This window comes from Lysinibacillus sp. fkY74-1, from assembly GCF_053165895.1.
On sequence record NZ_CP170173.1, the window covers coordinates 481,623 to 507,826 of the forward strand.

The window sequence follows — 26,204 nt, forward strand, 5'->3', positions numbered from 1 at the left end:
TGCCCCATGATGCTCATACTTCGCAAACCATAAAAAGAAAAGCTTTCTGTTCCCACGGACACGTCTCCGGGGAAGAGAAAGCTTTTCTTATTTTTCGTATATCTGTTACTTTGTCGAGAGCCTTCATAGCTAAAAACGTATTAGGTTTAAAAAGGTTTCCTGATTAATGCTGGTTTTTCTTAGTCCTTAAAGATCGAGAATGGAAGCATATTCCAAAATTCTCCCCATGTATTACTGTCAAGAATGTCGAAGTTTGTACATTTTTCAGTTGGTACATCCTTAGATTCCATATATACAAGGCGTTGTTTAGGACAAGCATCGGTCGCTAATTTACCTGTTTCGATATCAATGACAACACCTTCAACACCTTTTGGCTTTTTGAAGTCTTCATTTTTTGTTCCTTTATTTACAGCCTCCATAAAGTCTATCCAAATTTGCTTTGTCGCTGCAGTATCTTCTTTTGTCGTTAGATTTTTCCCTTGGTCATAGCCATTCCAGACTCCAGCAGTTAGACTTGGTGTAAAACCAATGAGCCACTGGTCGCTATTGGTAGACCCTGATTTTGCTGCATAAGTATGGGTCATACGTGAGCGAATGCTTATACCTGTTGCAGGTGAGTAATCGCTGAATACAGGGTCAAAAATACCTGTCATCATTTCCGTTAAGATAAATGCATTCTCTTTGGAAATAGCGGTCTCCGACTTTTTCGTAACACCCTTGTTTTCATAAATCACATCTCCATTAGCATTTTTTATGGATACAATTGCCGTCGGAGTTGTTTGCTGCCCTTGTGATGCTAAAACATTGTAGGCATTTGTCATTTCATATAACGTTGTTTCGATTGTGCCAAGTGCTATTGATAAATTATCCTTTGCACCAATTCCAACATTAAAACGGTTCGCCATATCGTGAAATTCCTTGAAGCCAATGTCCTCTAATGTCTTCACAGCATAAATATTATCTGAAATTGCAATAGCTTGTGCCATAGTCATATCATGATCAGCAAACTGCCCATTCACATTTTTAGGGGCATATGTTCCTCGTCCGTTATCATAAGTAAATGTTGTTTCACCCACATCTAAAAAAGTAAGTGGAGTGTATCCGTTTTCTAAAGCAGCCGCATATAAAATAGGCTTAATAGTAGAACCTGGTTGACGTTTAGCCTGTGTCACACGGTTAAAGGAACTTACTGCATAGTCACGTCCACCTACTAATGCCGTGACAGCACCTGTTTTAGATTCCATGCTAACAAAGGCTGTTTGAAGGTCATTAGCAGGCATGTTTTTTGCCACTGCTTCTTCGGCTGCTTTTTGATGTTCAAGATTCAAGGTCGTTTGAATCGTCCAGCCACCCTCACTAATATCCAGGTTTTTTGATTTTAAAATTTCACTCGCTTCTTGCCAAGCAACATCTAGGAAATAGGGGGCAACAGATTTGGTTGCTACCCAACTATCATTTTTCAAAACAAGTTGTTCATTTTCTGCACGAGTTTTTTCTTCTTGTGAAATGGCTCCTTGATCTGCCATAAGCTTTAAAATAACATGTTGGCGATTTGTAGCCTTGTCCAAATTAGCGATTGGCGAATAGATACTTGGACCCTTTGGTACACCTGTTAACATTGCTGCCTCTGCAAGCGTTAAATCACGAGCAGACTTTCCAAAGTAAAATCGACTGGCTGCTTCAACACCATACATCCCATGACCGTAATAGACTGTATTTAAATAACCCTCTAAAATTTCGTCTTTATCATAAAAAACTTCTAATCTATAAGCATACAGAGCTTCATTTAATTTACGTGTCCAAGATTTCTCATGAGAAAGATAGAGGTTACGTGCATATTGCTGGGTAATTGTACTCGCTCCTTGTACCTTTCCTCCAGCTTTAATATCCACTAAAATCGCACCAGCAATACGTGAATAGTCAAAGCCACCATGTTTATAAAAATCTTTATCTTCAACAGCTACTACTGCTTCTTTTAAATAAGGTGACATCTCTTCGAGGCCAACCCAATAACGTCGTTGATTTGTAAAGTGGTCTCCAATTTGGTTCTCATTTTCATCTAAGAAAATGGAGGCTTTAGGTACGGTTAAAGGCGGTGCACCAGCCACTTGAACATAGATGCGTAGTGCTACAAATGCTACGACAATTGCAGTTGCAAAGGCGACAAAATAAGTAAGTGATTTCCGTGTGCGCTTTACACGCTTTTGCTTTCGATGATAGCTTTTTCGTTTCATCCGACTCTCACCTCGTTTTCTCACAACTTCGAACTTAATGTTAGTATGTGTTCGAACATTCATCTTTAATCGAAATTCTACCTAAAAACTATTGCACTTTATTCAAAAACATCTATACTTTTTTTGTACTACTTGAAACGCTGGCATTCGACAAGAAAATCACGCTTTGTAGATTTTAATCGAATTTTGCTAGACGTTCCAATAATGTATACGAGGATAAAAGGATACAGGTTTCATTACAATCCTGTAAGCCTTAATAATGGACTTTAAGATAAGTTGTTTTTCAAAATAATATTTTATTTATAACGGAGGTCTAGCAATGAGATTTGATGAAGCGTATTCAGGAAATGTATTTATAAAAAGTCATCCTACATATAAGGATGCTCAGGCAGTCATTTATGGTATGCCAATGGATTGGACAGTAAGTTATCGTCCAGGTTCACGATTCGGCCCACAACGTATCCGTGAGGTATCAATCGGACTTGAAGAGTACAGCCCATATTTAGATCGTGAGCTTGAAGAAGTAAAGTATTTCGATGCAGGCGATATTCCATTGCCATTTGGAAATGCACAACGTTCATTAGATGAAATTGAAAAATTTATTGAAAAGTTATTAGCTGATGGGAAAATCCCTGTTGGTATGGGGGGCGAACACTTAGTGTCTTGGCCTGTCATGAAAGCAGTATCTGCAAAATATGATGACCTAGCTATCATTCACTTTGATGCTCACACAGATTTACGGGTGGAGTATGAGGGAGAACCACTTTCTCACTCTACACCGATTCGCAAAATTGCCGAACATATCGGGCCAAAAAATGTTTATTCATTTGGTATTCGTTCAGGGATGAAAGAGGAATTTGATTGGGCGAAGGAAAACGGTATGCATATTTCTAAGTTTGAAGTATTGGAGCCGTTAAAGGAAGTTCTACCAACGTTGGCGGGTCGTAATGTTTACGTAACGATCGATATCGACGTGTTAGATCCAGCCCATGCACCGGGCACTGGTACAGTTGATTGCGGTGGTATTACGGCGAAAGAATTACTAGCTTCCATTCATGCCATTGCAGCAAGCGGTGTAAATGTTGTAGGCTTTGATCTAGTGGAAGTAGCACCAATTTATGATACATCTGAAATGACAGCTAACACAGCTTCTAAGTTATTGCGTGAAATGATTTTAGGCTGGGTAAAATAATTTAAATAAACACAATTAGATGGGGGTAGCTATGGCTAGCCCCACTTTTTAATTAGTCGATTTAATAAGAAAAAGGTATTATTTGACTCAATATTCACAATACGAATATAATTTTTATATATAAAAAGGGAAGGAGGAGTATTGTGATTTGGTCTCTTCTCATGAATGATTTATTTATCTTTATGAGCACAATGGAATATTTTTGGCTATTAGCTTCGTTCGTTTTAACCGTTTTCTGTGTTAATTTACAGCTATATTTCGCCAATAAATTAATGGTTCAAGAAATACAAGATGAAGAGATTGAAGTAGATTATGACATCACTAATACTTGGACTCCACCTTTGCTAACGTGGTTCGTTCTATGTATAAGAACGTCAGAAAACAATGAGGAAGAAAGTATGTCTCCTAGTTTTATTTAAACTTTAAAACTAGGAGGAGAATCATTGTTTACTTTTTTAACGCAACCAATCATTTATTTCATTCATTTCATTCATTCTTTTACAGGAAGCTATGCAATTGGTGTCATTAGCATCACGATTGCGGTGAGAGTCATACTTATGCCGCTTTTTATTAAATCGGCCAAGCACCAAAAGCATTCAAAGGAATTAATGACAGTTATTAAACCTGAATTAGATGTACTTACTGCTAAATTGAAGAATAGTAATGATGAGTCAGAAAAAATAACGGTTCAACAAAAAATACAAGAATTAACTTCAGATTCATTGAAAAGCTCATTATTAGGTTGTTTACCAATCATCATTCAATTGCCTGTGTTATTTTCACTGTACTATGCGATTAAGCTAGATACAGTGATTGCCAGTGAAAATTTTCTTTGGATGAATTTGGGCACAGTGGATATCGGGATTTCAATAATTGCTTGTGTCATCTATTTCATGCAAAGTTGGCTCTCGTTAGATAAAAACCAACCAATGAATGTGAAGGTGCTGGTGTTCATCAATCCTATCATGATTCTAATTTTTAGTTTGTTTAATCCAGCGATTATTCCTATATATTGGACTGTGAGTGCTTTATTATTAATGATTCAGCAATTGATTATAAAAAAATGGTATAGATAAATTGCGAAAATCCTCTCTCTTTAGAAGGGAGGATTTTTTATTGCATGAATATCCTTAGTAGTTTCGCCCTGATTGACTTCTATCTTGAAAAAACATTGGTATTCATCCTATAATAAAAAGGTTATAGTAAAAGATTAAAAAGGGAGCGTCCGTTATGGCGAACGAAGTAAGATCGCAAGTAAACATTAAGCTCATTTCTACGATTCGTCCAAGTGATGGAGAATCCGAAAGTTATGAAATGTGGCTCAAAGGGCAGCTACTTGAAAAAGCAGGAAGCTTGTATTTGAAATATGATGAAGTGCAGGAGGATAAAACCATCCGCACGACTATGAAGTTAGGCCATGAGAAGGCACTTATTATGCGTGCTGGAGCGGTCAGTATGCGGTTACCACTGAACATAATTGAACAACAAAAAGGGCATTATGAAGGTGAGTTTGGCTCCATGCCACTCGTTATCGATACGAAGAAAATGTCGTTTACGAACAGGGCAGAAAGCGGAGATTTCCATGTACAGTACGATTTACTAATGGGTGGGCAATCCGTTGGCAATTATACATTAGATATTACATTTACGGAGGTACAATGATGAACGCAGTAGAACAAGTACAACAGGCTATAAAAGCAGCGTTGGCTCAAGCCGTTAAAAAGGCTGGCTTAGTGGAGGCCGACACAGAATTAATGATTCACCTGGAAACACCAAAGGATAAAGCAAATGGTGATTATGCAACAAACATTGCTATGCAGTTAACAAAGCTAGCGAAGAAGCCACCTCGTGCTATTGCAGAAGCTATTTTAGAAAACCTAGATACTGCGGGAACAGATATTGAAAAAATTGATATTGCCGGTCCTGGTTTTATGAATATTACAGTCCGTAAAGATTTCCTGACAGGGGTAGTTACACAAGTGCTTGAGCAAGGTAATGACTATGGTCGTTCAAATGCCGGCGCAGGGGAGAAGATTCAAATAGAGTTTGTTTCGGCTAACCCTACAGGAGATCTTCATTTAGGACATGCACGGGGTGCCTCTGTTGGAGATTCATTATGTAATGTATTAGATATGGCTGGCTACAGTGTCTCTCGCGAGTACTATATTAATGATGCAGGGAACCAAATTAATAATCTGGCTTACTCATTAGAAGCTCGTTATAAGCAGGCACTAGGATTGGATGCTGAAATGCCAGAAGACGGTTATCATGGCCCAGACATTATAGAAATTGCTGGCAAGCTAGCAAAGGAGCATGGTGATGCAATCCTAGCAAAATCAGATGAAGAACGTTTTGCATTCTTCCGTCAGCATGGTTTAGCGTTAGAATTAGACAAATTAAAAACAGACCTAGCAAACTTCCGTGTGAACTTTGATGTCTGGTATTCTGAAACGTCTCTTTATGAAAACGGGAAAATTGAAGTGGCATTAGATAAATTAAAAGCAAATGGTCATGTGTTTGAAGAGGATGGTGCCACTTGGTTCCGCTCAACAACTTTTGGTGATGATAAAGACCGTGTATTAATTAAAAACGATGGTTCATTCACATATTTAACGCCAGATATTGCTTATCATGAAGATAAAATTGTCCGTGGCTTTGATAAATTAATCAATATTTGGGGAGCTGATCATCACGGCTATATTCCACGTATGAAAGCTGCCATTCAAGCACTGGGCTATGATCGCGATACATTGGAAGTAGAAGTAATTCAGATGGTTCAGCTTTATAAAAATGGTGAGAAATTCAAAATGTCTAAACGTACAGGAAATGCAGTAACAATGCGTGAGCTTGTGGAAGAGGTTGGTTTAGATGCTGTTCGTTACTTCTTCGTAAAAACAGCAGGCGATTCTCATATGGACTTTGACCTTGACCTTGCTGTATCGCAATCCAATGAAAATCCAGTGTATTATGCACAATATGCACATGCACGTATTTCATCAATCTTACGTTCAGCCAATGAACAAGGTTTTGCTGCTACAAGTGAAAACCTTACCCTGTTAACAGCTGAGAAAGAAATTGATTTACTGAAAAAGATAGGCGATTTCCCACAAGTGGTTGCTGACGCGGCGAAACACCGTACACCACATCGTATCGCAAACTATATTCAAGAAACGGCTGCTGCTTTCCATAGCTTCTATAATGCAGAAAAAGTATTAGATGCTTCAAACAAAGAGCTAACAGAAGCTCGCTTAGCATTAATTACGGCTGTTCGTACAACAATTGCCAATGCACTTCGTTTAATCGGCGTATCAGCACCAGAAAAAATGTAATAATCAATTTTGGCTCCTAACAGGTAAAATGTTAGGGGCTTTTTTAATGGATAAAAGTGGTTAACACCATTAAAAAATGGCAGATAGATATACAAAAGTTTCGGCTAACCCTGAAATTTCTGCTTCGAACTATATTTTTCTGTTAATTGCGAAAATTTTGTTGAAGTTAACGTTAACGTCAATGGTATACTGATGCCATATAGGAGGGGGGAGACGATTATGAAGACGATTCAGGAGGTGGCTCAGGAGTTCGATGTGTCCACACGCACAATTCGTTATTATGAGGAGCTTGGTCTTCTTTGTCCTCAACGTTCATCTACGAATCAACGAACCTTTTCGAAAAAAGAATTAGCGAAGCTCAAGCTTATTTTAAGAGGAAAGCGTTACGGCTTTTCACTGGAGGAAATCAAGGAGATGGTGTTACTTTTTGACTTTGATCGCTCTGGGATTCAGCAATTGGAGCGAACCGTTGAATACGGAGAGCAAAAAATTCAAGAGATTGATAGTAAAATAGCTGAGCTTACGCAAATGAGAAATGAATTACAACAAATGCATGGCATGTTTAATGAAAAATTAACGACTTTAAGGGGAGAGATGCACGATGAATAGTTCCGATTTATTAGCACGTAATGCCCGTAAGTATCCAAAAAGGGAAGCTGTTATTTGTCATGGTAGAAGAGTGACCTATCATGATTTAGATGAGCAAGTGACCCGTTTTAGTCATGCTTTATTAGAACAGGGTGTAAGGCAGGGAGATAAAGTTCTGATTTTTATGCCTAACGTTGTAGAGTTTGTCGTGAGCTATTTTGCTATTCAGCGAATGGGTGCTATTGTCGTTCCGGTCAATGCTAAGTTTACATTACAAGAAGTAGAGTATGTGGCACAGCATGCTGAGGCAAAAGCAATTATTGCTCATGAAGCTATTTTTGCGGCAGTCCAGCATATTGCCGTAATCCCGTTGAAAATTAAAACAGGGCAGCAAGTAGCGGGCTGGCTTCAGTATGAAACAATGATTCAAAGTGCCAGTGCTCATACGATTGAATGTCAGTTAAACGAGGATGATGCTTCGACTATTTTGTACACATCAGGTACAACTGGGAAACCGAAGGGCGTATTGTTTAGCTATCGAAATATTTTAACGGTTGCGCAAATGATTGCAGTTGAAATGGAGGTCAAGCCTGAAAGCCGTATATTGCTGATGATGCCATTAACCCATTCCGCACCATTACATTTATTCTTAATGGCAGGTGTACTTGTAGGTTCTACAAATGTATTAACACCAACTTTCACGCCAGACTTATTGATGGATTCCATTGAACAGGAAAAAACGACCCATTTTTTTGGAGCACCTGTTGCTTATTTATTAACAGCACAGATGCCAAGATTGCAATCAGCTGATTTGTCCTCTATGAAATGGTGGGTATATGGAGGAGCACCGTTATCCGAAAACGAAGTTCGTTTTATTCAACAGTCATTCCGCACAACTAATTTAACATGTGTTTATGGATTAACAGAGGCGGGGCCAAGTGGATCATTGCTTTTTGGTAAGGAGCATGAAGAAAAGGCTGGGAGTATTGGTCAACGTGCACCTTTAGGTACAGAGATACGTATTGTTAACGACCATGGCGAAGATGTACCAGCAGGAGAAGTAGGGGAAATCGTTTTATTTGGTGAGGGTAATATGCTCGGTTACTACAGAGATGAAGTGGCAACCAATGCGGCATTTATAGGCGGCTGGTTAAAAACAGGGGATCTCGCTCGTATGGATGAAGACGGTTTTATTTGGATTGTTGATCGAAAGAAAGATGTGATTATTTCTGGTGGAGTCAATATTTACCCGAAAGAAATAGAAGATTGCCTTTTAAGCTTTGAGGGGATATTTGAAGCGGCAGTAATTGGTGTTCCACATCCACAATGGGGTGAGACAGTGAAGGCTGTTTATTCGGCTAAACAGGATATTGATGAAGATGCTCTAAAAGATTTTTTAGAGGGGCGGCTTGCTAAGTATAAATTACCACGTATTTTTGAAAAAGTGGAAGCGCTACCACGGAATGCCTCAGGCAAAATTTTAAAGCAATCTTTGAAAGGACAAGAGGTGAGATAGCATGAAAGTTTTACAACAGGAAATAGCACGTACAAGCAATTTCTTTACAGGTGATGAAACGCTTCAGAAAGTGTTGGAAATGATGTTGGATAAAGAATTTTCATCTTATGCGCATCGAGAATTGACGGACTTTGGTGAGCTATGTGCTGATGCTATAGACGTGAGGGCGAAACATACCGATCGACAAGGGGAGCCTCGCCTTCAAAGGTATAATGCCTATGGTGAAGAGGTCTCAGAGGTGTGGGTCAATGACGGCTACAAAAAAACAATTGAAGAGACATATAATACGGGTATTGTTGGTTATGTGCATAAGGATATTCCCCAACTAGGTCACAAGGGGAATTATGTCTATAGCTTTGCGCAAGGTTATTTACTGTCACATGCAGAGCCCGGTTTTTATTGCCCTGTGACATTAACGATGGCCACTGCCTATTTATTAGACCATTATGCAGAGGAAGAAGTTAAGCAGCGTTTCTTACCACATGTTTGTGCAACAGGCGATTTAGAGCTATATGAGGGGGCGACATTTTTAACAGAACGTCAAGGAGGCTCAGATGTTGGTGCAAATGTAGTAGAAGCAAAACTTGTAGGGAATGAGTACCGCCTCTATGGTGAAAAGTATTTCGCGTCTAATGCTGGAATGTGTGGGGTTGCAATGGTGTTGGCACGAATAGATGGTGCACAAGCAGGCTCTAAAGGATTAACTCTATTTGCAGTTCCATGGCGAAATGAAGATGGATCGGTTAACCATCTTCGTATTCGACGACTAAAAGATAAATTAGGTGTGAAAGCCGTTCCATCTGGTGAGGTAGAGTTTGATGGAGCACTCGCCTATGTAGTTGGTGATCCAAATAAAGGGATTTATTATATGTTGGAGGCGCTTAATTTATCAAGAATTTGTAATGCAGTGGCATCCATTGGTATTATGCGCCGTGGCTTCTTGGAGGCGAAGCATTATGTGTCAAATCGATATGCCTTTGGTAAACCTTTAACACAGTACCCTATGATTCAGGATACATTGGGTAAATATGCTGCTAAGCTGCATGTTGAAGTAGCCACGATTTTTGATCTTATTCAATTATACGACAAAGTGACAAGTGGTCAGGGGACAGAACAAGACATCATAATGAATCGTTTATATATTGCCATTATGAAAAAGGAAACGGCAGAGCAGGCAGTTCATTATGCAAGTGAAGCAATTGAGCTACATGGCGGGAATGGCTATATTGAAGACTTTGTAACACCACGCTTACTAAGGGATGCGCAAGTGTTGACTGTATGGGAGGGTACGGCTAATATACTAGCGTTGGAGCTTATTCGCTTAGTGGATAAATACAGAGCACATGAATTGTTTGTTCAAGAGATGAGCGAGCGATTAGAAGTATTAACAGACCATTCATTAGTGAAAATCGTTCAAGAGCAATTAACTAAACTATCGGCAACATTACAAATTTTTAGTGCTCTCGATGAAGCTACAAAAACGTTTGAAGCAAAGGATGTTGCCCAAAAAATGGCTCATTTATATGAAAGTGTCATCGCAGTTGAATGGGCACAAAAATTTGGTGGGAAATATGAAAAACTTGCGGATGTTTATTTAGAGCAAACTTGGTCATTACGACCGATTGGTGCTTCGATGAAAACCGTACAGTATTTTGATGAAATTGTCTAACAGCCTTTGGAGTCGCCTTGATATAGAGGCGACTTCTTTTAATTTCATGTATAATATAATTCAACTGAATATTATAAAGGTTCTTTACTTATGTAAAGTGAAAAGGGAAATCGGTGTAATTCCGATGCGGTCCCGCCACTGTAAGTGTGAGTTTTTTCAAATAATGCCACTAAAAATTTCGGGAAGGCTTGAAAAAACGTAATGAGCACAAGCCAGGAGACCTGCCTTTATAGCATAGACATGACAGCCTACGAGGATAGGATGGTGGATTTTGTATCAGTTTTTTGGTGCGATTTTGACCCCTCATCATTCGAAGATGAGGGGTCTTATTTTGATGGAAGAACACTTCTAACACATGAACGCACAAATCTACGAAGGAGGATTCACATGAAGAAATTTTGGAAAATAGGAGTATCGGCATTTTTAACGATAGGGTTGCTAGCAGCTTGTGGACAAGAGGCGAAAAATGATAAGTCCGCAGCTACAGAGGAGCAAACACAACAAGAAACATCTAAGGTGGAAGAAGCAACATTTCCAATAACTATAACGGATGCTATTGGAAAGGAGATGACTCTAGAGGCCCCTCCTGAGAAAATAGTGTCACTTATTCCAAGTAATACAGAGATATTATTTGGCCTAGGTTTAAAGGATGAAATAGTCGGGGTTACAGACAATGACGATTATCCACCAGAGGTAGCTGAAAAGGATAAGGTTGGTGGCATGGAATACAATATTGAACAAATTATTGCCTTAAAGCCAGACATCGTTTTTGCACATGAATCTAGCATGTCTCTTTCAGAATCAGCCATTGCACAGCTTGAATCGGCGGGCGTGAAAGTATTTGTTGTAAAAAATGCCCAGAATTTTAATGAAACCTATACAACGATTGAACAGCTTGGTCGTGCCACAGGGAAATTACCAGAGGCTGAAAACATCATTGCTGACATGAAGGCGAAAGTAGAAGCAGTACAGGAGAAAGTGAAAGACGTTGAACCTAAGAATGTTTTTGTAGAGGCCTCTGATGAACCTAATATTTATACAGCTGGTCAAGGCACATTTATGAACGCAATGCTGGAGATGATTCATGCAAAAAATGTAGCAGCAGATGGTGATAATTGGTATGAAATTAGTGCAGAACAAATTATCACAAAAAATCCAGATGTCATCGTGGTGACATATAGCTATGTACCTGATATTTTAACAAAAATACCAAAGCGTGCTGGTTTCGATACAATAAATGCAGTGAAAAATAATGCCATTGTGCAAGTAGATGAAAGCACAACAAGCCGTCAAGGACCGCGTTTAGCGGATGGTCTTGAGGAGTTAGCAAAAGCCATCTACCCTGAGGTATTTAAGTGAAAAAAGTAGTAACAGCCTATGTATTAACATGTACGCTTTTTATCATTAGCATTTGGTGTGGCGTAGCTATAGGCTCTGTTCATATTCCGATAGAAGTGCTGTGGAATCAGTCAGTTGATGAAACGGCTGCCAATATCTTTTGGAAAATTCGCTTGCCTCGTGTGCTTTTAGCAGGGCTAGTAGGGGCTGCTCTCGCTATTGCGGGAGCAGCTTTCCAGGGCTTGCTAAAAAATCCGCTAGCAGATCCATATACATTAGGTATTTCATCCGGTGCTTCTGTCGGTGCAGTCATGACAATTTTTTTTAATATTTCGATACCTGTTGTAGGCTTGTATGCCTTACCTACCTTTAGCATGATAGGCGCAATCATTACAATGGTTGTAGTTATGAGCTTTGCTAGAATAGTAGACCGTTCGCTAAAGATGGAAACCCTTATTTTAACGGGCGTTATCTTTAGTTCATTTTTAGGGTCGTTAATCTCGTTAATGATTGCCTTATCGGGAGAGGAGCTACGCCAAGTAATCGGCTGGCTACTGGGTTCTGTATCTATGCGTGGTTGGCCGTATGTTCAAATGATTATCCCATTCGTTATTGTGGGTTCCCTTATGCTGTGGACGCAGAGACGTGAGCTTAATGTTTTATTATATGGGGAAGAAAGAGCGAAGCATTTAGGTGTCAATGTAAAACGTAGTAAGTATTTGATTTTAGTAGGTGGTTCTATGCTGACTGGAGCAGCGGTAGCTGTTTCAGGCACAATTGGCTTTGTAGGGTTGGTTGTACCACATATGACAAGAATGATTTGGGGTTCTGATCACCGTCATTTACTGCCATTATCATTTTTTAATGGTGCAACATTACTTATAATTTGTGATTTAGTCGCAAGAACAATCATCCTGCCAAGGGAACTGCCCATTGGTGTCATTACTGCATTTATTGGAGCGCCTGTTTTTTCCTATATTTTTTATAAACAACGGAGAAGCAAGGGGGTGCGGGCGTGATTTTTGTTGAACATCTATCAGGTGGTTATGAAGACGTACCAATCGTCAAGGATATAAGCTTTACGGTTGAGAAAGGAAAAATTCTTGGCATATTAGGGCCAAATGGTAGTGGGAAATCCACATTATTAAAGGTAATGAGTGGTATTCTACCAGCTGTTGAGGGCACAATTTCTATTGATGGACAAAACATTCTGTCCTACAATGCCCGTGCTTTAGCAAAAAAAATGGCTGTTTTACCACAGCTTCATGCGAATGCTTTCTCAAACAGTGTAAGAGAGACTATTTCGCTTGGACGTTATCCACATCAAACGGGCTTTTTTTCAAGTTGGTCTGAGCAAGATGAACAAGCGGTTCAACATGCAATGCTGCAAACAGGTATAAAACGTTATGAGCATACACCTATGGAATTTTTATCGGGAGGCGAACAGCAAAGAGTTTTTGTTGCACAGGCCCTTGCTCAAACTGCGGAAATTTTACTGCTAGATGAGCCGACAAATCATTTAGACATTGCCCATCAACGTCAAATTTTAGATATGGTTCGGAAGGAAGCAGTCGAGTGTGGATTAACAGTAGTGATGGTATTACACGATATGAATTTAGCCTCTCTCTATTGTGATGAATTATTGCTCATGGAGAGTGGACAAATGAGAGCTTTTGGGGCACCACATGAAGTATTAATTGCTTCACAAATAGAAGAAATTTACCAAGCACGAGTAGCTACTTATGCCCATCCAGAAATTCCTAAACCACAAATTACAATGATGCCTGCTGCAAGCGACCATCAACAGCGAGCTGTAATAAAAAAAGAACATTTTAAAATAACGGAACAATTTATACAACTTCAATCAGAGATTCCTTTAAAAACGGTATCATCTGCTGTCCATAACCCCGGTATAGGATGGCATAATTGCTTGTTAAACCGCTCTGTACCTGGTGACTATGTGATCAGTGATGTAAAAAGAGAAGTTAATGAATTTTTGCAAAAAGGTCATTTTTCACCCACGAATACAGTTGTCATGCTGACGGCAGTGCCAACAGCCCTTGTGGCGATCAATGAATGGGCTGCACCATTTGGCAGTGTAATAGTAGCTGTTACTGCTGGTGTAGGCAATGCAGTAGATGTATCCCGTGTGCATGAAAGGCAAGATCAGCCATATATTGGTACTATTAACACATGGGTAATTATAAATGGCTGTTTATCAGAGGAAGCATTTTTTCAAGCTATGATGACAGCTACGGAGGCGAAAACGAAGGCTCTGCAATCAGAAAATATTCGTGATGAGCGTAGTGGAACTATTGCTACTGGTACTGCTACAGATAGTCTTTTAATTGCTGCAACTCAAAAAGGAAAAGAAATGTTATATGGTGGCCCCATTACGGAGGTTGGTAAAATGATTGCAAAGGGTGTTTTTGAAACTACAGTTCAGGCTATCAGAAATTATAAAAATGAATTTTAGGAGATGAGCGAAATGAAGCTTTACACAAAAACAGGGGATACGGGTAAAACAAGTCTTATCGGAGGACGCGTTGATAAAGACAGTTTGCGTGTTGAAACGTATGGGGCGATTGATGAATTAAATTCTTTTATTGGTAAAGCAGTAAGTGAATTAGACCAAGCACTTTTCAAAGATATTTTAACAGACCTAGAAACCATTCAACATGAGCTGTTCGATGCTGGTGGTGATCTGGCAAACGTGATGAAAGAACGACATTATAAGCTTACAGAGCAACCAATTGAAGTGCTAGAGGCTCGTATTGATGCACTATCAGATGAAGCGCCACCATTACAACGTTTTATTTTACCAGGAGGGGCCCCAGCAGCTGCGACTTTACACATTGCACGTACGGTTGCTCGTCGAGCAGAGCGTGAAATGGTAACACTTATGAAAGAAGTTGAAGATGTGCCCAAAGTTGTACAAAAATATTTAAATCGATTATCAGATTATTTATTTGCGGCTGCACGTGTTGTAAATGCTCGATTACAGGTTGCGGATGTTGAATATATTCGCAGTGGTAACGTCTTTAAAAACTAAAATATAGTTTTCTACAGAAAGTAAAAAAATGCTACTTTGAAAAAATTCAGGGTGGCTTTTTTTCTTGTAAAATGTAAGAATATAAAATTATCAGAAATATTTCCGTTTTATGTTGACTGAATGCTCACTCATTTATTAGAATAGGAATATAATATCGAAATGATGAACATTTTCGTATGAGCTAGCAAATTTATCACAAAGAGAGAAAAATTACGACAAACAAGGGGGGATCAACCATGAGTCCATTATTAATTGCTAACATTGTCTTAACAGTCGTGGTTGTACTTTATGCAGTAGGATTGTTCTTCTATCTGTTGAAAACACGCTATAAGTATGTGCAGTTGGGGAAAAAGGTTGAGTTTGATGAAAGTGTAAAAGAGCGTCTTCGCTATATTATGGTCAACGTATTTGGCCAAAATAAGCTATTAAAAGATCCAAAGAGTGGTTTAATCCATGTTATGTTCTTCTATGGATTTTTAATGGTACAGCTAGGGGCAATTGATTTAATTTGGAAAGGATTAGCACCAGGCTCACATTTACCACTAGGTATTTTCTATGGAGTCTTTACATTCTTCCAAGAACTTGTGGTTTTAATGATTTTGGTAGCGGTTGTCTGGGCATTTTACCGCCGCTATGTTGAAAAGCTAGTACGTTTAAAACGTGGCTGGAAAAACGGTCTTGTATTAATTTTCATTGGTGGCTTAATGGTATCGACGTTAATTGCGAATGGTATGGGACTAATTTGGCATGGAGAGGGATTAACTTATACGGAGCCAGTCGCTTCTAGTATTGCTGCTATTTTTGGTTTCCTACCTGCGTCAGTAGCCGCTGGTGTATTTTATGTCATGTGGTGGGCACATTTATTAATTCTTTTAACATTCCTTGTGTATGTACCACAGTCTAAGCATTTCCATTTAATTGTAAGTCCGCTAAATGTTTATATGAATCGTTTAGATCGAACAGGAACTTTAGCACCCATTGATTTCGAAGCATTAGAAAATGCTGAAAGTGAAGAGGATATGCCTTCTATTGGGGTGGGACGCATACAGGACTTCACACAAAAACAAATGCTAGATTTGTATTCTTGTGTAGAATGTGGACGTTGTACAAACATGTGTCCAGCAACAGGGACAGGAAAAATGCTGTCTCCTATGGATTTAATCGTGAAATTACGAGATCATTTAACATTTACAGGTGCTGTTGTAACTAAGCAAAAGCCTTGGGTGCCTTATCAATTCTTTGCCAATACAAAGGGAAATCAGCTTGCGATGGCAGCTGGTGCTGAAGGTGCAGTGATTGAAGATATCTACAGCCCAGCTTTAATTGGTGATGTGATTACAGAGGAAGAGATTTGGGCTTGTACGACTTGTCGTAACTGTGAAGATCAATGTCCAGTAATGAACGAGCATGTCGATAAAATTATTGATTTACGTCGTTATTTAACAATGACAGAGGGAAAAGTAAATCCTGATGCGCAACGTGCGATGACGAATATCGAGAGACAGGGAAATCCTTGGGGACTAAACCGTAAAGAAAAAGAAAATTGGCGTGATCTAGATCCAACTATCCATATCCCTACAGTAAAAGAATTGAAAAAGTCTGGCGAGGAAATGGAATACCTATTATGGGTTGGGTCAATGGGAGCATTTGATAACCGCTCTCAAAAAATTGCATTAGCATTCTGTCGTCTATTAAACGAAGCTGGTGTGAAGTTCGCAATTTTAGGAAATAAAGAGAAGAACTCTGGTGATACGCCTCGTCGTTTAGGAAATGAATTCCTATTCCAAGAGTTAGCTACCGCCAATATCGATGAGTTTGTTAAAAATGACGTGAAAAAAATTGTTACAATCGACCCTCATGCATACAATATCTTTAAAAATGAATACCAAGATTTTGGTTGGAAAGGCGAAGTATATCATCATACTGAATTATTAAATCAGCTGATTGAAGAGAATCGTCTAGCATTAAATCACGAGGTGCATGAAACAATTGTTTTCCATGATTCATGTTATTTAGGTCGTTACAATGATGTCTATGATGCACCACGAGAAATTTTGCGTGGCATTCCTGGAGTGAAGTTAGTCGAAATGGAACGTAATCGAGAAACAGCGATGTGCTGTGGTGCAGGTGGAGGTCTTATGTGGATGGAGGAGCATGTCGGCAATCGTATTAACGTAGCCCGTACAGAACAGGCTTTAGCAACCAATGCATCAGTTATTTCATCTGGCTGTCCTTACTGCTTAACAATGCTGGAGGATGGTACAAAGGCTAAAGAAGTGGAAGACTCGATTGGCACATTCGACGTAGCAGAGTTATTGGAGCGTTCAGTGTTTGGGGAAAAAGTAAAGACTGCCGACAACACTACTGAGGAAGTAGAAGACACAATGGAAGAAGTTGTGATGACAGTTGAAAATACAAATCAAAATGAAAATACTGAAATAAGCGCAGAAAAATGATTGCTATTGTAGAAATATTTTAGTTATCTGAAAAATATAAATTGCACAATAAAAAATTGTTTTGTAGAATAAGATTAAATGGAAATGGGAGTTGAAATAAAAACTCCCATTTTTCATCGATAGAAGTCGAGCGAGCGTTCAGTCAATAAAATGCTTCACTACTTCATCGAGAACGTAAAACAAAAGGGGTGTTTTACTTGAATAGAGCAGTAATATTAGCAGGAGCAAGAACGGCATTTGGTAAATTTGGTGGTTCTTTATCAGCAGTACATGCAAGTGATTTAGGAGCCACTGCAATTAAGGGTGCATTAGAGAAATCCAATGTGAGACTTGATGAAGTCGATGAGGTAATTTTAGGCTCGGTTTTACAAGGGGGACAGGGGCAAATTCCTTCTCGACAAGCGGCAATAAAAGCAAATTTACCAATAGGGGTAAAAACAGAAACTATTAATAAAGTCTGTGCGTCTGGGATGCGTGCAGTGACATTAGCAGATCAACTGATTCGCTTAGGGGACGAAGAAGTGATTGTAGCTGGTGGAATGGAGTCCATGTCTAATGCACCGTATTATCTGTTAAATGGTCGAACGGGCTTACGAATGGGTGATTCAACGATGGTCGATGGGATGCTTTATGATGGGCTAACATGTGCTTTCGACCCAGCAAGACCACATATGGGCAGCTATGGTAACTCGACAGCAAAAGAATTCTCTCTAAGTCGTGAGGAACAGGACGCTTGGTCAGTTCGAAGCCATGAACGTGCACTAGCAGCGATGGACAAAGGATATTTTGCAGAAGAGATCGTTCCTGTTGAAATTCCTCAACGAAAAGGTGAGCCACTTGTTGTGATTAAAGATGAGGCACCAAGACCAGGTACTTCTTTAGAAATACTGGCAAAGCTTAAACCAGCCTTTGATAAGGATGGTACCATTACTGCAGGTAATGCACCTGGTGTAAATGACGGAGCATGTGCACTCGTCATGATGAACGAGGAACGTGCCATACGCGAAGGTAGAGAACCATTGGCAATAATTATAGGTCATGAAGAGCTAGCGATTGAGCCAGAAAATTTCCCTCAAACACCAGGTCTGGTCATTAATAAGCTATTGAAAAAGACGAATAAGTCATTAGCGGATATTGATTTGTTTGAAATCAATGAAGCCTTTGCAGCAGTAGCTTTAGTGAGTAAGCAGTTAGCGGATCTAGATGCAGAAAAGGTGAATGTTAATGGTGGTGCCGTTGCTTTAGGACATCCAATCGGGGCTTCTGGAGCACGTATCATTTTAACGCTTGCACAGGAATTGAAGCGTCGGGGCGGTGGTATCGGCATTGCGGCTATTTGTTCAGGTGGTGGACAAGGCGATGCAATCATGATTGAAGTACCGAAAACAGGGGGACTGAACTGATGGGAATTCAAAAAGTAATGGTCATTGGTGCAGGGCAAATGGGCTCTGGCATTGCACAGGTTTGTGCACAAGCAGGCTTTGACGTGAAATTGAACGATATTAAACAAGAGTTTTACGAGCGTGGACTAGGCGTTATTGTTAAAAACCTATCACGTGATGTTGAAAAGGGTCGTAAAACAGAGGATGAAAAGACGGCAATTCTGGGTCGCATTACGATGTCACTAGATTTACAGGATGCTAGTGATGTAGATATTGTCATTGAGGCAGCTGTAGAAAATATGGAAGTGAAGCAATCTATTTTTAAACAACTCGATCGTATTGCGCAGGCACATGCTATATTAGCTACCAATACTTCTTCACTACCTATTACAGAAATTGCCGCTGTAACAAATCGACCAGAGCAAGTTATTGGCATGCACTTTATGAATCCTGTACCTGTCATGAAGCTTGTAGAAATTATCCGTGGTTTAGCCACAACCGATGAAGTATACAAAGCGGTGGAAGAGATGACAGTCAAGTTATCGAAGACGCCAGTTGAAGTGAATGACTTTCCAGGATTCATTTCAAACCGAATTTTACTTCCGATGATTAATGAAGCTATTTATGCTTTATACGAAGGGGTAGCATCGAAAGAAGCGATTGACGATGTCATGAAGCTTGGAATGAACCATCCAATGGGACCGCTAACATTGGCGGATTTCATTGGTTTAGATACTTGTCTCTCCATTATGGAGATTTTACATGAGGGCCTAGGAGATAGTAAATATCGACCTTGTCCACTGCTTCGTAAATATGTAGCAGCTGGTTGGCTAGGAAAGAAATCTGGAAGAGGCTTTTATATTTACGAATAATCCTATGGGGATGGGGTTATCGAATTGCTACAGGACAACTTAGAGGGGTGACATAATAGATGCATTTGCAATTTACAGATGAGCAAATTATGATTCGCGATATGGTTCGTAATTTTGCTCAAGAAAAAATTCAACCATGGGTAGAGCGAATGGAAGCTGGGGAGTTTCCACGTGAGTTACTTCAGCAAATGGGTGAGCTTGGTTTAATGGGTATCACAACGCCAGAAGAGCTTGGAGGCTCTGGCATGGATTTTACGTCGTATATTATTGCGATTCATGAATTATCAAAGGTAAGCGCTGTAATGGGCGTTATTTTATCGGTGCATACCTCAGTTGGAACAAATCCAATCATTTACTTTGGGAATGAGGAGCAAAAGAAACGCTATGTACCTAAACTTGCAGCAGGGGAATATTTAGGTGCTTTTTGTTTAACAGAACCAGGTGCTGGTTCGGATGCAGGCTCTCTTCAATCAAAAGCAGTACGTGATGGTGATGAATATGTCATTAATGGCTCCAAAGTATTTATTACTAATGGTGGGGAGGCTGATGTGTATATTGTATTCGCATCAACGAATCCTGCAGAAAAAACAAGAGGCATTTCTGCTTTTATTGTGGAAAAGGGAACACCAGGCTTAATTATTGGAAAAGACGAACATAAAATGGGCTTGCATGGCTCTCGTACAGTTCAACTAACCTTTGATAATTGCCGAATCCCTGCCGACAACCTCTTAGGGGAAGAGGGAGAAGGCTTCAAAATAGCGATGGCTAATTTAGATGTGGGCCGCATTGGTATTGCGGCACAGGCTTTAGGGATAGCTGAAGCGGCACTTGAGGCAGCTTCTGCTTATGCTAAAGAACGTGTTCAATTTGGTAAACCAATTGTTGCTCAACAAGGCGTTAGCTTTAAACTTGCCGACATGGCAACAGCTGTTGAATCATCCAAACTACTAGTCTACCGTGCTGCAGATTTACGTGCAAAAGGTTTACCGTGTGGTGCAGAAGCTTCAATGGCGAAACTATTTGCATCACGAACAGCTGTCCAAACGGCGATAGAGGCTGTTCAAGTATTCGGTGGCTATGGTTATACAGAAGATTACCCAGTAGAGCGATATTTCCGCGATGCCAAGGTAACTGAAATATATGAAGGAACAAGTGAAATTCAAAGACTAGTCATTAGTAAACATTTACTGAAATAGAGCCTGGTATAAGGTAATTGTAGCTAATACAAATGAATCAAATGTGCCAAAGAGGATGGGAATCGTTCGATATAGAAAGAGAACCGCTTAATAAAATGCTAAATCCAATTTAACATTATTCAGAGCAGAGTCTAATAAAAAGGGGAAATGGACAATGAACTTTCAGTTAACAGAAGAGCATGAGCAATTACGTGAAATGATTCGAGATTTCGCTATTAATGAAGTGGCTCCAACAGCAGCAGAACGTGATGAAAATGAACAATTTGACCGCGCCATTTTCGATAAAATGGCGGAGCTTGGATTAACAGGTATTCCGTGGCCAGAGGAATATGGCGGAGCTGGATTTGATTACCTTGCGTATGTCATTGCTGTTGAAGAATTATCGCGCGTGTGTGCATCAACAGGCGTAACATTATCTGCCCATACATCACTGGCAGGCTGGCCGCTTTATAAGTTCGGTACAGAAGAACAGAAACAAAAGTATCTTCGTCCAATGGCTGAAGGAAAGCATATTGGTGCCTACGGTTTAACAGAACCAGGATCAGGTTCTGATGCGGGTGGTATGAAAACTTACGCAAAGCGTGATGGTGATGATTATATTTTAAACGGCTCAAAAATCTTCATTACCAATGGTGGAGTAGCAGATACATATATTGTATTTGCAGTAACAGATCCTGAAGCCAAAAACGGTACATCAGCATTTATTGTTGAAGCTGGTTTTGAAGGCTTTTCGGTAGGTAAGAAGGAGAAGAAATTAGGGATTCGTTCATCTCCTACGACAGAAATTATTTTCGACAACTGTCGTGTGCCGAAAGAAAATTTACTAGGAGCTGAAGGGGAAGGCTTTAAGATTGCGATGACGACACTGGATGGTGGACGTAATGGAATTGCGGCTCAAGCTGTAGGAATTGCACAAGGAGCACTTGATGCAGCAGTTGACTATGCAAAAGAACGTGTCCAATTTGGTAAACCAATCACGGCAAATCAAGGTGTGTCCTTTAAGCTAGCGGATATGGCAACTCAAATTGAGGCATCTCGACTTCTTACATACCAAGCGGCTTGGTTAGAATCTAATAACCTACCATATGGTAAGGCATCTGCAATGGCGAAATTAATGGCTGGCGATACGGCGATGAGTGTAACGACGGAGGCGGTTCAAGTATTTGGTGGTTATGGTTATACAAAAGATTATCCAGTAGAACGCTTTATGCGTGATGCAAAAATCACACAAATTTATGAAGGTACGCAAGAGATTCAACGACTAGTTATCTCGCGTATGTTAACTAAATAATTGATGACCGAAAAAGATAAAAGGCCCCAAGTACAGTCAACTGTAAAAGATGAAAATTTAATCGCCATTCGTCGTGAGCAAATGATTCAGGGAGCTATTAAGTTATTCAAAGAAAAAGGCTTCCATCGGGCCACAACGAGAGAAATCGCAAAAGCTGCAGGCTTTAGTATCGGTACCTTATATGAGTACATTCGAACAAAAGAGGATGTTCTTTACCTTGTATGTGATAGTATCTATCATCATGCAATGGAACGACTTTCAAGTTACGAGATTAAAGCAGGAACAATCGAAGAGCTGAAGGAAATGATCCGAGAATACTTCCTTCAAATCGATAGCATGGTTGATGAGCTCACAATCATGTATCAAGAAACAAAATCATTATCAAAAGAAGCGCAACGTTATGTCTTTAGTAAAGAGTTTGAAATGGTTGCTACTTTTGAAAGATTGCTAAAGCGCTGTGTACAGTCTGGTGACATATCAATGACAGACAAGCAGATTCATTTAGCAGCCAATAATTTAGTGGTGTCTGGACAAAGTTGGGCATTCCGCAAATGGGCATTACATCGCCAACATTCAATTGATGAGTTTATCGACATGCAAATCACATTGTTCATTTCAGGCATAAAGGGGTTTTAATATTTCGTTAGGGGGTTGTCGGTAATTGCATAAAGCGACATTGCAATTGCCGGCTTTTTTTATTCATTAAGGGGAGAGAGTGGGGATTTCATATGACAAAGGTAGAAGTATATCGTCCAAAAAATCACGTACGTTTTGTGACAGCATCGAGTCTTTTTGATGGACATGATGCTTCGGTCAATATTATGCGACGCATTTTGCAATCGAGCGGTGTAGAAGTAATCCATTTAGGTCATAACCGATCAGTTGAAGAAGTCGTAAATGCTGCGATACAAGAGGATGCGCAAGGTATTGCTATTTCTTCTTATCAAGGCGGGCATATGGAATACTTTAAATATATGTATGATTTACTGCGTGAAAAAGGGGCACCACATATAAAAATATATGGCGGTGGGGGTGGAGTAATTCTACCGCGTGAAATAAAAGAGCTTCATTCTTACGGCATTGCAGGAATTTTCTCGCCAGAGGATGGCCGTGTTTTAGGGCTTCAAGGAATGATTAATGAGCAAATTAAAGGAACAGATTTTCCTACTGCAACTGGTAGCTATTTAGAAAAATTAGAGTCTTTAACAACAGAGACTCCAGAAATTTTAGCTAATTTAATTACAGCTGCCGAGTCAAATGACGATGAAGACACGAAAAAAATGCTGGAGGAAGCACGGAAGCGTTCAAAAGGAACACCTGTTATGGGAATCACCGGAACAGGGGGAGCAGGTAAATCTTCATTAACGGATGAACTAATCCGCCGCTTCTTAAAAGAATTCCCGGAAAAACGTGTGGCAATTTTGTCCGTCGATCCAACAAAGCAAAAAACGGGTGGGGCATTACTTGGAGATCGTATTCGTATGAATGCCATCTTTAATAACCGTGTCTATATGCGTAGCTTAGCCACACGAGGCTCTCGTACGGAATTAACCGCATCCATTGGGGACGTAATAGATGTAGTACGTGTAGCAGGTTATGATTTAATTATCGTTGAAACAAGTGGTATTGGTCAGGGTGATGCCGAGATTACAAAATATACCGATTTATCGATGTATGTGATGACTAGTGAGTTCGGTGCACCAACACAGCTTGAGAAGATTGATATGATTGATTTTGCAGATGTTATTGCTATTAATAAATTCGAGCGTAAAGGTTCAGAGGACGCACTACGCCAAGTACAAAAACAATATCAGCGTTCGCGAGAACTTTGGGATGAATCACTTGATAATATGCCAGTTTACGGTACAATTGCTAGCCAATTTAATGATAAAGGAACAAATGCATTATTTGCCGCGCTAGTGCAAATCATTAACCAAAAAGTGGGTAGCGATTGGGAAACGAGCTATGAGCAATTTGCTAAAACACAAAAGCAAGATGTAATTATTCCAAATGATCGTCGTTATTATTTACGAGAGCTTACTGATACAGTGCGTGGCTATCATAAAAAAACAGAGCAGCAGGTAGCATTTGCTCGTCGTCTATTCCAATTAGAGGGGGCTATGGCTGCTGTTAAGGAAAAAGCACCGGATGATGCACTTATCACATCGCTTAATTCTTTAGCAGAAGGTGTCCGAGACGAATTAACGGCTGAATCCAAGCGTATATTAGACAATTGGCAAGCTTTAAAGGATGCGTATGCTGGGGATGAATTTGTGACGAAAGTTCGTGATAAAGAGATTCGCACAATATTGAAGACAACAAGTCTTTCAGGTACGAAAATTCCAAAGGTTGTATTACCAAAATTTGAAGACTACGGTGAAATTTTGCGCTGGGTTTATAAAGAAAATGTGCCTGGTGAATTTCCTTATACGGCCGGTGTTTTCCAATTCAAACGCGAGGGAGAAGATCCGAAGCGCCAATTTGCTGGTGAAGGGACACCAGAGCGTACAAATAAACGCTTCCACTATTTATCGAAGGACGATGACGCGAAACGTTTATCTACAGCATTTGATTCCGTAACATTGTACGGGGAGGACCCGGATTATCGACCAGATATTTATGGTAAAGTTGGAGAATCGGGTGTATCAATCTGTACGTTAGAGGATATGAAAAAACTGTATGCAGGCTTTGATTTATGTGCACCATCTACATCTGTATCTATGACAATCAATGGTCCAGCACCTATCATTTTGGCTATGTTCATGAATACAGCGATTGATCAGCAAATAAAATTACGTGAGCAAGAGTTAGGGCGTACTTTGACAGTTGAAGAATTTACAGAGACACGTGAAAAAACACTACAGGTCGTTCGTGGAACAGTGCAAGCAGACATCCTGAAAGAAGATCAAGGTCAAAATACATGTATTTTTTCTACAGAATTTGCCTTACGTATGATGGGGGATATTCAGCAATACTTTATTGACCATAAGGTTCGCAACTACTACTCCGTTTCGATTTCTGGTTATCATATTGCGGAGGCGGGAGCAAATCCTATTTCTCAATTAGCCTTTACTTTAGCGAATGGTTTCACGTATGTAGAATATTATTTAAGCCGAGGCATGAATATTAATGACTTCGCGCCTAACTTATCGTTCTTCTTCTCCAATGGACTTGATCCGGAATATACAGTTATCGGACGTGTAGCTCGTCGTATTTGGGCGATTGTGATGCGTGATAAATATGGTGCAAATGAGCGTGCCCAAAAGCTAAAATATCACATTCAAACTTCAGGTCGTAGTCTACATGCGCAGGAGATTGATTTTAATGATATTCGTACAACATTACAGGCTTTGATGGCCTTACAGGATAACTGTAACTCCCTGCATACAAATGCCTATGATGAGGCGATTACAACACCTACTGAGGAATCTGTACGTCGTGCAATGGCTATTCAAATGATTATTACGAAAGAGCATGGTTTAGCGAAAAACGAAAATCCACTTCAAGGTGCATTTATTGTGGAAGAGCTGACAGATCTTGTAGAGGAGGCTGTCCTCGAAGAATTTGATCGCATCAATGATCGTGGTGGCGTGTTAGGAGCCATGGAGACGCAATATCAGCGAGGGAAAATCCAAGAGGAGTCCATGCATTATGAAATGTTAAAACATTCAGGGGAGTTACCGATTATCGGGGTTAATACTTACTTGAACCCAAACCCAGCTTCTGATGCTGATATTGATAATATGGAAATTGCTCGTGCATCGACGGAAGAGAAGGAAACACAAATTCACAATTTACAAGCTTTCTGGAAGGCCAATGAAGCTAAAAGCGAGGCGGCCATTAAACGATTACAAGAGGTAGCTGTTCATAATGGAAATATCTTCGCGGAATTAATGGAAACTGTCAAAGTAGCTAGCTTGGGACAAATTACGAAAGCTTTATATGAAGTTGGTGGACAATATCGTCGTAATATGTAGACAGAGATAAACAATTTTACACGTTTACAAATACTTTTTTAATGTATAAGCTTCTCTAGTTTTTTAGTGTCTAGTCTTAGGATTAGGCACTTCTTTTTTTTTTCGCTATAAT

At 39.7% G+C, this 26,204-nt stretch carries 20 protein-coding genes and 1 riboswitch; of the genes, 19 read left to right on the plus strand and 1 reads right to left on the minus strand.

The annotated features are described in order from the left end of the window. Positions 1-179: 179 nt before the first annotated feature. Positions 180-2,234 carry a transglycosylase domain-containing protein gene (locus ACE1MS_RS02305; protein ID WP_036218165.1) on the minus strand — a complete coding sequence of 685 codons (2,055 nt, stop codon included), beginning with the start codon at positions 2,232-2,234 and terminating at the stop codon, positions 180-182. A 319-nt stretch (positions 2,235-2,553) separates the two neighbouring features. Between ACE1MS_RS02305 and speB the strand changes: the two genes are divergently transcribed. From speB to icmF, 19 genes are all read left to right on the plus strand, one after another. Beyond that, positions 2,554-3,426 (plus strand): agmatinase, encoded by an 873-nt coding sequence (gene speB, locus ACE1MS_RS02310; RefSeq protein WP_012292712.1) that lies wholly within the window; start codon positions 2,554-2,556, stop codon positions 3,424-3,426. A 143-nt stretch (positions 3,427-3,569) separates the two neighbouring features. After that, complete coding sequence (locus ACE1MS_RS02315) at positions 3,570-3,845, plus strand: hypothetical protein (protein ID WP_031418464.1); 276 nt, start codon at positions 3,570-3,572, stop codon at positions 3,843-3,845. 24 nt (positions 3,846-3,869) lie between these two features. Continuing rightward, positions 3,870-4,502 (plus strand): membrane protein insertase YidC, encoded by a 633-nt coding sequence (gene yidC, locus ACE1MS_RS02320; RefSeq protein WP_012292714.1) that lies wholly within the window; start codon positions 3,870-3,872, stop codon positions 4,500-4,502. A 154-nt stretch (positions 4,503-4,656) separates the two neighbouring features. Continuing rightward, complete coding sequence (locus ACE1MS_RS02325; protein WP_012292715.1) at positions 4,657-5,088, plus strand: DUF1934 domain-containing protein; 432 nt, start codon at positions 4,657-4,659, stop codon at positions 5,086-5,088. Next, on the plus strand, positions 5,088-6,755 hold the full coding sequence (gene argS, locus ACE1MS_RS02330; RefSeq protein WP_031418468.1) for an arginine--tRNA ligase: 1,668 nt from the start codon (positions 5,088-5,090) through the stop codon (positions 6,753-6,755). The genes ACE1MS_RS02325 and argS overlap by 1 nt, the downstream gene beginning before the upstream one ends. A 219-nt stretch (positions 6,756-6,974) precedes the next feature. Further along, positions 6,975-7,364: a MerR family transcriptional regulator gene (locus ACE1MS_RS02335; RefSeq protein ID WP_031418470.1), complete on the plus strand. Its 390-nt coding sequence runs from the start codon at positions 6,975-6,977 to the stop codon at positions 7,362-7,364. Further along, the gene (locus ACE1MS_RS02340) at positions 7,357-8,859 is read left to right on the plus strand and encodes a class I adenylate-forming enzyme family protein (protein ID WP_289449498.1); all 1,503 of its coding nucleotides are present in this window, start codon (positions 7,357-7,359) and stop codon (positions 8,857-8,859) included. The genes ACE1MS_RS02335 and ACE1MS_RS02340 overlap by 8 nt, the downstream gene beginning before the upstream one ends. A gap of 1 nt (position 8,860) precedes the next feature. Further along, complete coding sequence (locus tag ACE1MS_RS02345) at positions 8,861-10,528, plus strand: acyl-CoA dehydrogenase family protein (RefSeq protein ID WP_012292719.1); 1,668 nt, start codon at positions 8,861-8,863, stop codon at positions 10,526-10,528. A 60-nt stretch (positions 10,529-10,588) separates the two neighbouring features. Then, a riboswitch (cobalamin riboswitch) is annotated at positions 10,589-10,771 on the plus strand. 144 nt (positions 10,772-10,915) lie between these two features. Then, a complete protein-coding gene (locus tag ACE1MS_RS02350) occupies positions 10,916-11,887 on the plus strand; it encodes an ABC transporter substrate-binding protein (RefSeq protein WP_031418474.1) in 972 nt (323 codons plus the stop codon). Continuing rightward, positions 11,884-12,885 (plus strand): FecCD family ABC transporter permease, encoded by a 1,002-nt coding sequence (locus ACE1MS_RS02355; RefSeq protein ID WP_031418476.1) that lies wholly within the window; start codon positions 11,884-11,886, stop codon positions 12,883-12,885. Before ACE1MS_RS02350 ends, ACE1MS_RS02355 begins: the two co-directional genes overlap by 4 nt. Beyond that, positions 12,882-14,342 carry an adenosylcobinamide amidohydrolase gene (locus tag ACE1MS_RS02360; RefSeq protein ID WP_012292722.1) on the plus strand — a complete coding sequence of 487 codons (1,461 nt, stop codon included), beginning with the start codon at positions 12,882-12,884 and terminating at the stop codon, positions 14,340-14,342. Before ACE1MS_RS02355 ends, ACE1MS_RS02360 begins: the two co-directional genes overlap by 4 nt. A 12-nt stretch (positions 14,343-14,354) precedes the next feature. Continuing rightward, complete coding sequence (locus tag ACE1MS_RS02365; protein ID WP_031418478.1) at positions 14,355-14,918, plus strand: cob(I)yrinic acid a,c-diamide adenosyltransferase; 564 nt, start codon at positions 14,355-14,357, stop codon at positions 14,916-14,918. A gap of 236 nt (positions 14,919-15,154) precedes the next feature. Continuing rightward, positions 15,155-17,374, plus strand: a complete 2,220-nt coding sequence (locus ACE1MS_RS02370) for a heterodisulfide reductase-related iron-sulfur binding cluster (protein ID WP_031418479.1) — start codon at positions 15,155-15,157, stop codon at positions 17,372-17,374. Positions 17,375-17,571: 197 nt separating this feature from the next. Continuing rightward, positions 17,572-18,777 (plus strand): acetyl-CoA C-acetyltransferase, encoded by a 1,206-nt coding sequence (locus ACE1MS_RS02375; RefSeq protein WP_031418481.1) that lies wholly within the window; start codon positions 17,572-17,574, stop codon positions 18,775-18,777. Next, on the plus strand, positions 18,777-19,628 hold the full coding sequence (locus ACE1MS_RS02380) for a 3-hydroxybutyryl-CoA dehydrogenase (RefSeq protein ID WP_012292727.1): 852 nt from the start codon (positions 18,777-18,779) through the stop codon (positions 19,626-19,628). The genes ACE1MS_RS02375 and ACE1MS_RS02380 overlap by 1 nt, the downstream gene beginning before the upstream one ends. 59 nt (positions 19,629-19,687) lie before the next feature. Further along, the gene (locus ACE1MS_RS02385; RefSeq protein WP_447402673.1) at positions 19,688-20,824 is read left to right on the plus strand and encodes an acyl-CoA dehydrogenase; all 1,137 of its coding nucleotides are present in this window, start codon (positions 19,688-19,690) and stop codon (positions 20,822-20,824) included. A gap of 154 nt (positions 20,825-20,978) precedes the next feature. Next, positions 20,979-22,115 carry an acyl-CoA dehydrogenase gene (locus tag ACE1MS_RS02390; RefSeq protein ID WP_012292729.1) on the plus strand — a complete coding sequence of 379 codons (1,137 nt, stop codon included), beginning with the start codon at positions 20,979-20,981 and terminating at the stop codon, positions 22,113-22,115. Between the two features lie 3 nt (positions 22,116-22,118). After that, complete coding sequence (locus ACE1MS_RS02395; RefSeq protein WP_012292730.1) at positions 22,119-22,751, plus strand: TetR/AcrR family transcriptional regulator; 633 nt, start codon at positions 22,119-22,121, stop codon at positions 22,749-22,751. A 92-nt stretch (positions 22,752-22,843) separates the two neighbouring features. Beyond that, a complete protein-coding gene (gene icmF / locus ACE1MS_RS02400) occupies positions 22,844-26,092 on the plus strand; it encodes a fused isobutyryl-CoA mutase/GTPase IcmF (RefSeq protein ID WP_447402674.1) in 3,249 nt (1,082 codons plus the stop codon). The last annotated feature ends 112 nt before the right edge of the window (positions 26,093-26,204 follow it).

Coding starts and splice junctions, on each gene's coding strand:
- ACE1MS_RS02335 (WP_031418470.1), top strand. CDS start 6,975: ATGAAGACGATTCAGGAGGTGGCTCAGGAGTTCGATGTGTCCACACGC.
- ACE1MS_RS02345 (WP_012292719.1), top strand. CDS start 8,861: ATGAAAGTTTTACAACAGGAAATAGCACGTACAAGCAATTTCTTTACA.
- icmF (WP_447402674.1), top strand. CDS start 22,844: ATGACAAAGGTAGAAGTATATCGTCCAAAAAATCACGTACGTTTTGTG.
- ACE1MS_RS02370 (WP_031418479.1), top strand. CDS start 15,155: ATGAGTCCATTATTAATTGCTAACATTGTCTTAACAGTCGTGGTTGTA.
- ACE1MS_RS02395 (WP_012292730.1), top strand. CDS start 22,119: ATGACCGAAAAAGATAAAAGGCCCCAAGTACAGTCAACTGTAAAAGAT.
- ACE1MS_RS02350 (WP_031418474.1), top strand. CDS start 10,916: ATGAAGAAATTTTGGAAAATAGGAGTATCGGCATTTTTAACGATAGGG.
- ACE1MS_RS02305 (WP_036218165.1), bottom strand. CDS start 2,234: ATGAAACGAAAAAGCTATCATCGAAAGCAAAAGCGTGTAAAGCGCACA.
- ACE1MS_RS02325 (WP_012292715.1), top strand. CDS start 4,657: ATGGCGAACGAAGTAAGATCGCAAGTAAACATTAAGCTCATTTCTACG.
- ACE1MS_RS02340 (WP_289449498.1), top strand. CDS start 7,357: ATGAATAGTTCCGATTTATTAGCACGTAATGCCCGTAAGTATCCAAAA.
- ACE1MS_RS02390 (WP_012292729.1), top strand. CDS start 20,979: ATGAACTTTCAGTTAACAGAAGAGCATGAGCAATTACGTGAAATGATT.
- ACE1MS_RS02365 (WP_031418478.1), top strand. CDS start 14,355: ATGAAGCTTTACACAAAAACAGGGGATACGGGTAAAACAAGTCTTATC.
- argS (WP_031418468.1), top strand. CDS start 5,088: ATGAACGCAGTAGAACAAGTACAACAGGCTATAAAAGCAGCGTTGGCT.
- speB (WP_012292712.1), top strand. CDS start 2,554: ATGAGATTTGATGAAGCGTATTCAGGAAATGTATTTATAAAAAGTCAT.
- ACE1MS_RS02385 (WP_447402673.1), top strand. CDS start 19,688: ATGCATTTGCAATTTACAGATGAGCAAATTATGATTCGCGATATGGTT.
- ACE1MS_RS02380 (WP_012292727.1), top strand. CDS start 18,777: ATGGGAATTCAAAAAGTAATGGTCATTGGTGCAGGGCAAATGGGCTCT.